This is a genomic window from Microbulbifer halophilus (genome assembly GCF_026183675.1).
In the GTDB taxonomy this organism is placed as follows: Bacteria; Pseudomonadota; Gammaproteobacteria; order Pseudomonadales; family Cellvibrionaceae; genus Microbulbifer; species Microbulbifer halophilus.
This window is the reverse complement of the sequence record NZ_JAPIVK010000067.1, coordinates 1-5,664: the sequence shown is the minus strand read 5'-3', so window position 1 is coordinate 5,664 and position 5,664 is coordinate 1. Positions and strand designations below refer to the sequence as shown.

At 51.4% G+C, this 5,664-nt stretch carries 8 protein-coding genes; 4 read left to right on the top strand and 4 right to left on the bottom strand.

What is annotated here, in order from left to right; translation table 11 throughout:
* Positions 1 to 365: 365 nt before the first annotated feature.
* Positions 366 to 842, bottom strand: coding sequence for a reverse transcriptase domain-containing protein (locus OQE62_RS19115; RefSeq protein ID WP_265723640.1), 477 nt, complete (start codon positions 840 to 842; stop codon positions 366 to 368).
* A 45-nt stretch (positions 843 to 887) separates the two neighbouring features.
* Positions 888 to 1,322, bottom strand: coding sequence for a hypothetical protein (locus tag OQE62_RS19110; RefSeq protein WP_265723639.1), 435 nt, complete (start codon positions 1,320 to 1,322; stop codon positions 888 to 890).
* A gap of 15 nt (positions 1,323 to 1,337) precedes the next feature.
* On the opposite strand from OQE62_RS19110, the gene OQE62_RS19105 reads away from it, so the two are divergent.
* Positions 1,338 to 1,574 carry a hypothetical protein gene (locus OQE62_RS19105; protein WP_265723638.1) on the top strand — a complete coding sequence of 79 codons (237 nt, stop codon included), beginning with the start codon at positions 1,338 to 1,340 and terminating at the stop codon, positions 1,572 to 1,574.
* Positions 1,575 to 1,730: 156 nt separating this feature from the next.
* On the opposite strand, the gene OQE62_RS19100 is transcribed toward OQE62_RS19105, so the two are convergent.
* Both OQE62_RS19100 and OQE62_RS19095 read right to left on the bottom strand, forming a co-directional pair.
* Positions 1,731 to 2,228, bottom strand: a complete 498-nt coding sequence (locus OQE62_RS19100; RefSeq protein WP_322746592.1) for a tyrosine-type recombinase/integrase — start codon at positions 2,226 to 2,228, stop codon at positions 1,731 to 1,733.
* Entirely contained in the window at positions 2,188 to 2,511 is a 324-nt protein-coding gene (locus OQE62_RS19095; protein WP_265723637.1) for a tyrosine-type recombinase/integrase, read from the bottom strand. Before OQE62_RS19095 ends, OQE62_RS19100 begins: the two co-directional genes overlap by 41 nt.
* A gap of 1,254 nt (positions 2,512 to 3,765) precedes the next feature.
* On the opposite strand from OQE62_RS19095, the gene OQE62_RS19090 reads away from it, so the two are divergent.
* From OQE62_RS19090 to OQE62_RS19080, 3 genes are all read left to right on the top strand, one after another.
* Positions 3,766 to 4,179, top strand: coding sequence for a hypothetical protein (locus tag OQE62_RS19090; protein ID WP_265723636.1), 414 nt, complete (start codon positions 3,766 to 3,768; stop codon positions 4,177 to 4,179).
* Between the two features lie 72 nt (positions 4,180 to 4,251).
* Entirely contained in the window at positions 4,252 to 4,668 is a 417-nt protein-coding gene (locus OQE62_RS19085) for a hypothetical protein (protein ID WP_265723635.1), read from the top strand.
* A 364-nt stretch (positions 4,669 to 5,032) separates the two neighbouring features.
* Complete coding sequence (locus OQE62_RS19080) at positions 5,033 to 5,326, top strand: putative quinol monooxygenase (RefSeq protein ID WP_265723634.1); 294 nt, start codon at positions 5,033 to 5,035, stop codon at positions 5,324 to 5,326.
* Positions 5,327 to 5,664 lie beyond the last annotated feature (338 nt).

Genomic DNA, 5,664 nt, shown 5'->3' with positions numbered 1-5,664 from the left:
TTCGATATGCCGCATGATGCCTATTTGAATGCCGGGTTAATAACGCTAGCCAGCAGTCCTATGGGCTACACTCCTTTCTGTTGTAACTCATACCTATGAATAAGAAGGAGATCGCAGTCCGGGGTCCCAGATTACATAGCAGTTAGCGAATCTCTAATCAGCATCATTCCAATCCCTAGACCTAAAACCTGACCAGAAGGATAAACCAGAGACGAAAATTATCATAAAGAATAAATGAGGCTCTGACTTCGCCTATTCAACAGTTTTTTAACGAAATCCCTAAGATTGCAAAAACTGAGAACCTCGATAAGGCGCTTCGACACTGCTTGGTTCATGTGCGAGGCGTCCGTGTTCCACCAGGGGTTTCAACCATTGGCGGCGCTAGTCCATGCTCGTACTTTGCCCAGCCCCAGCCTCATCAGCATCCTGGCTCGCCGATACACCCGCTTCCCGGCTCGCTCGCTTTTTACGTAGATGTTGCAGTCATCCACATAACGATAGAAGCGGTATCTCCGGGCTTCCAGTTCCTTATCCAGCTCGTCCAGCAGAATGTTGGAGAGCAGCGGGGAGAGGAGACCACCTTGCGGCATCCCTTTGCTCCTTGTACTTTCAAGTCCTCCGCTCATTATCCCCGCCTCAAGGTAGCGGCGGATCAGTTTGAGTAGTCGCCTGCCTTCAATTCTCCGCGCCAGGCACGACGTCAGGATGTCATGGTTGACGCGGTCGAAAAATTTTTCGAGGTCGAGATCTACTATCCAGTCATGGCCTTCGGCTATGTAGCCCCGCTCCTGCCTGACGCGCAACCGAAAAAGCCCCGTATCGCGGGGCTTTTTTGCTTGCAAAAAAGGAGCGGCAGTTTCGGGGCGGCGCGTGAGCTGCGCCCTACTTCAGCGCTTTCTGAGCGTCGAGCCGCGGGCATCCAGCCCCGCCAGGATCGCCTTCATTTCGTCGGCCTCTCCCTCGGCCCGCTTTGTCTTGGCAGCGGCGATGGCCGCCTTCTCGGCCTCGATGACCTCCTTGATCTTCTTTTCTTTGGCGGCACTCCCGGTACGGCCGCTCGGAAGTTCTTCCTTGCCCGCCCGGGAGGCGGTTTTGGAATTACCTTTTGTAGACGTCTTCCTGGCCACCGCGGCGCGGGATCGGGGCTTCGGCCTGGGAGCCGGGGCCGCTTTGGGGGTACTGGGGCGAACCGTTTTTATACCCGCAAGACTTTTACCATCGTAGGCCTCCAGCGCCTCTTCCGTGAACATCTTCAGTTCTGTCGGGTCTTCCGCGGCCGCAAACAGGTTTACCGAGAAGGCATCCGAGCCAAATCTCTTCAACTCCTCATAAAACGGATGGTCAATACCCAGCTCAAGCGCATCCTGAAATTGCTTGAACCGGGCTTCCGGCGCCGCCCCCTCGCGCGCGGTGCCAACCCAGACATCGTCCGTCGCTTAATTGATAAGGGTAAATACGATCATACAACTTCAAACTACTTCTTAAAGATCAACAATAGACCGCCCTTTCAGAATCCCCTGAAAGGCCAAAAAGCCGCGCATTCTAATGTGTTGAAAATAAAAGTGCAGTCTTGACTTGAGGAAATGGGGATAGGCTTGAACCGGCCAGCGTCCAGCAGGCATGTGATCAGAAATTGAACTGCAACGGACCGTCTGGCAGGCGACGCCGAACGATGAAGGCTACCTCCCCTCTCCTACCCTCCAACATCGGCGGTACTTATGCCTGGCAGGTCAATCCATCCAGCTGACCACGCCCCGCTCATGAACACCGACCACATGGGTGTAAATCATGGTGGTGTTGATATCGCTATGCCCCAGCAACTCCTGGATATTGCGAATATCGGTACCGGAAGCCAGCAACTTGGTGGCGAAGGAATGCCGGAAGGTATGACAACTGGCTTTCTTGCGGATACCCGCGTCTGCCACCGCCCTGCGCACCCGCTGCTCACCCAGATGATGCCGACGCATCACCCCGCTGCGCGGATCGACGGACCTTTCGGGGGCGGGAAACACATACTGCCAGCCGGGGCTGCGCGCAGCTTTCGGATACTTCTTTGCCAGCGCGAAAGGCAGGTACACCTCACCGTCCCCCTCCTCCAGATCCCGCCGGTGCAACGCCAGCGCCAACTCGACCTGCGCCTGTAAAGGTTCTACCAGTGACTTCGGCAGCAGGGTGCGCCGCCACTTATCACCTTTCGCCTCGCGCACCAAAGAGACACTGCTGCTCAAAATCCAAGTCCCGGACCCGAAGCCGGACCGCCTCCATCACCCGCAACCCCGCCCCATACATCAACGACACCGCCAACCGGTGGTGACCGCTCAGCCTGCCGATGACCGCCATTGCCTCCCCGTGGCTGAACACCACCGGCAGGCGGCGCCCCTTGCTGACCTTGCCGAACTGTAGCTCCCTGAGCTCCATGCCCAGAAACTGGCGGTACAGAAACACCGCCGCATTCAAAGCCGTCTTCTGCGTATTGACCGCCACCGAGCGCTGCCCCGCCAGATACGCCAACCACGCCTCCACACTCCGGCGCGCCCATCTCCTCCGGACGCCGCATCTGGTGAAAACGGATGTAATCGCGAACCCACAGGCAATAGGTCTTCTCCGTCCGGTAAGCCATATGCTGCGCCCGCATAAAAGCCCGCAGACGATCCATAAACCGCTCCGGCCTCGCCGGAACAGGTACAGGTACAGGGATATCCTCCATGAAAAATCCTCCGCTCGATCACCACTATATATTTATACACTCTTTCGTAGAAATGACCAAACGGGGCTCGACATTTCGGCCCTGGAGATCGATATCTCGGCATACCTTCAAGAAGAGGCCAAAATTTTTAAGAAAAAATCAACATGTTGGCGGTATGTAAGAGCAAGGGGATATGCGCCGTGACGATGGGTCCAGCAATTCGAGACGATAGTACCAATATCGCTGAAACCTTGACGACACGGCGGATTGCGGGCATGCTGGCGTCAATTTCAGCCTGAAACATCATTCGGGATGATATCGGTCGTAACGACCACGATATAACTGTTAGGCACCGAACTTATCGTTAAGGGGAAGCTTTGAGTTTTAAAGAGGATATAGAGAATTTACTCGCTAGTGGTTCATGCGGTAAATTCGGTGACTCTAGCTCACAGCCACAGGTTCCAGGGCAAGGCGAAAAAGCGCAGGACTAGCAGCGCTAATTCAAGCTTTTTCAACGCAGCACGGGGGCCTGTGGCGAAGAGATAGTGTTACAGAATTTACCGCATGGACCACTAGGGTGCCTTCTGAAGCTTGGCAAGATAAAACAGTCTCGGGCGTCCTCTACGACGTTTTCCCGTGGCATGAATATTCCGCTATTTCGTTTCAAACGAGAGAGTGCGACGGGACGGACCCGGCATCCTGGAAGTATTTTGAGGTTGCGAAATCATCTGGAGAGTTTCTGGCCTTGGAGTTCGCGAACTACGAGAAAGACGAGAGTGCTCTGCAATTTCACTTCATGCTTTGTGAGGCAGCGGAGGCGTTGTTGGCCGTTGATTTCCACGCTTATGGGTTGCCACAGACAGTGAACCACTTCCACTTGTACGGGCCGTTTTTAGCCTAGGTGTATGATCCTGATAAGACTTTCAAGTTTAACTATTGCGAGTTTATTCTTGCGTCGCAGCTTTGCCGAGTGCGAGAAAATGCCTAACAATGCCATGCACCGGAAGTCAAAAACTCTGCTTCGCGCCATTTTTGCCTCCGGTGATGGCGGGCGTTATGAGGTACAGGAGCTGCTTTAGGTGTTCATGATCGGCGAGGATGAATTCGGAATAGACGAATCAAAGACGGAAGTCCGTCACAGCAAGTCTTGGCTTGGTGCTCGTCTGGATGTGAACGTTTGCGGCTCCAACGCCCAATTATCATCTCTTAATGAAATCGGGAAGTGGGACTGGGCTTTGTACCCTCCTGAATTATATATTCGGCGATTAAAGCTCCCGCGTTTTGGAAAAGCCAAATACACGGATGCTCAACTAGGGCGCGTTGAATGCGCTGTTTACATGATGGAGCACAATCCGATCGTTAAGCTTCAAATTTCATCGCAGAAATCTGGTCTTTTGAACATCAGTGGCACAGTCGAGATTGTTGGTGAGCTCATGCAATTTAAAGTTGTTTTGCCATCTCATAAAAGTAGTTGCAGTTCGTTCCGGCCCTGACGGGCCTCCACCGGACCAATTTGCTACTCTGCGCAACGCAAACCGGCCGCTGAACACTGGCGTTAAATGCCTATGAGAAAAATCATTCCCAATATTTTTACCAGTGCTATTTACTCCTCTTTCTTGGGAAGCATTGTTGTATTTCTTGGTATGGTCGCCTTACTAATGGGAGATGGGCGGGATTTTATTAGTGATGCAATTGGTGGGGCCATGCTGTTTTACTTTATTACGGCCATTGCTTCATGTCTTATTTCAATGGTTGCGGCAGGGCCAATCTATGTAGTACTCAATAGGTACGGCCTTGCTAACTATTACACGGCATGTTTATTGGGGCTTTCGGTCACCTTTATTTGCTTTGGCTTCTCTACCTCATTGGAGAACATCTATTGGAATTTAGCCGGCGGTGTTACGGGTTTGTTGTTTAATTACCATTACGTAAATAAGCCTAGCTGGGTGGGTAGTCAGCATTTAACAAGGCCATCAAATTGACGGCTTTTCCGTCGCTTGTTTTGTGACTTAACGCTACGCTACCACAAAACAATCAACTACAAAGCCGCAATTTATGGCGGCGTTCAGGCTGTAGAAAAACTCGAGTAATCCTGAAGCAGGTAAATTTTCCGTGCGGAGAGTGCCCTGAAATGCTTTTCGCAATCAGAACTGGCCCAGAATTCACGTAGAATCACGATTTTTANATTTTCCGTGCGGAGAGTGCCCTGAAATGCTTTTCGCAATCAGAACTGGCCCAGAATTCACGTAGAATCACGATTTTTAGGTGAAATATGAACAGCAAGAAGAGGCCGGAGTTTTTCTACAGCCTCATTATAGCAAAAGTTAGTCTGAAAGAGAGGATTTCATGTCAAAAAATAACCCTTTCGTTTTCGCAAAAATCACACCAAAGGATGAGTTCTTTAAATCAGCAAAGAATGAATTGTTGGGAATGCTAGAGGCTACAAGAAACGAAGCTGGTTGTATTAAATTTGATCTTTTTACATCAGATTGTGGGCGTTACATTTGTCTGTATGAAGAATGGGAGACAGAAGCTGCCCTGAACAACCATCATCAAGAAGAGCATACAAAGTTGGTTGCACAAAAATTCGAACACTGGCTAGCATCACCAACCGAAGTAACATTGATGAAAAAGCTATAAAATGCGCTGCAGGCCGACGGCTAACTTTATGCGCGATCGCTTCGCTCCTATTTTCGCGCATAAAGCGTCCAAAGTTAGCCGCGTCTGAACGCGGCGTTATTTGCGACGTGATGTCGTATAAATTTCTGTTACACACTCTGAAAAATCACAGGAGGTCATTTATCAGAACGATGTAACCCGATGTTCTGCCATCGGTTTCCTACCGGCACATGCGTGGAGAGTAATCTCCGGGTGTGGAGCTGCCGGGACAATGTAACCTGCGGGATCTGCCCGGGAGAGAATAACCGCGAGGTATTCTCAACTCTGCCAGCACCAGGGCGGTAAGGGGCTAGGAATGG